Genomic DNA, 526 nt, shown 5'->3' with positions numbered 1-526 from the left:
CATGAACTCCTGCGCGTTCTCGATCGCCCCGAGATCCCACTCCACACCAACGGTTCGGAAAACGACATTCGCGCCGTCGTTATCAAACGCAAGATCTCCGGCGGGACCGTCAGTGACGCAGGCAGAGATGCCCGCGATGTCCTGCTCGGCCTGATGAAGACCTGCACCAAGCTCGGCGTCTCCTTCTTCGCCTACCTCGGCGACCGCCTTGGTATCCCCACACAAACCGCCGTTCTGCCGCTTCCCGATCTCGTCAGCCAAGCCGCTCCAGCCTGATCGCCCGGAAATCTGCCCCGGTTACAAGATCACGTATCTAAGTGTCTGAATCAGAACGACCGCGGTGTTTTCAGGCTCTTGCGAGCCGTCGGGTGAGCATGCGGATGTTTGCGATGAGAACCCAGGCCTGTGCGGATTCGATGGACCGCTCGAAGTCCTTTGCCAGCCTTCGGCATCTGCCCAGCCATGCGAAGGTCCGCTCGACGATCCGCTGTACAATGTTGCGTGGAACTGGTTGTCCGGCTTGGCG

At 60.3% G+C, this 526-nt stretch carries 1 protein-coding gene and 1 pseudogene; one reads left to right on the top strand and one right to left on the bottom strand.

Translation table 11 applies throughout. The features are described from left to right. Positions 1 to 276: IS66 family transposase (locus ACFFNA_RS40595; RefSeq protein WP_446685996.1), on the top strand; the 276-nt coding region annotated here is incomplete at its 5' end. Positions 277 to 346: 70 nt separating this feature from the next. Here the strand turns inward: ACFFNA_RS40595 and ACFFNA_RS40590 are convergent. After that, positions 347 to 526, bottom strand: a pseudogene (locus ACFFNA_RS40590) (hypothetical protein); the annotation flags it as partial.

Origin of the sequence: Mesorhizobium kowhaii (genome assembly GCF_042431665.1) — a bacterium.
In the GTDB taxonomy this organism is placed as follows: Bacteria; Pseudomonadota; Alphaproteobacteria; order Rhizobiales; family Rhizobiaceae; genus Mesorhizobium; species Mesorhizobium kowhaii.
This window is presented reverse-complemented; position numbering and strand designations above follow the sequence as displayed.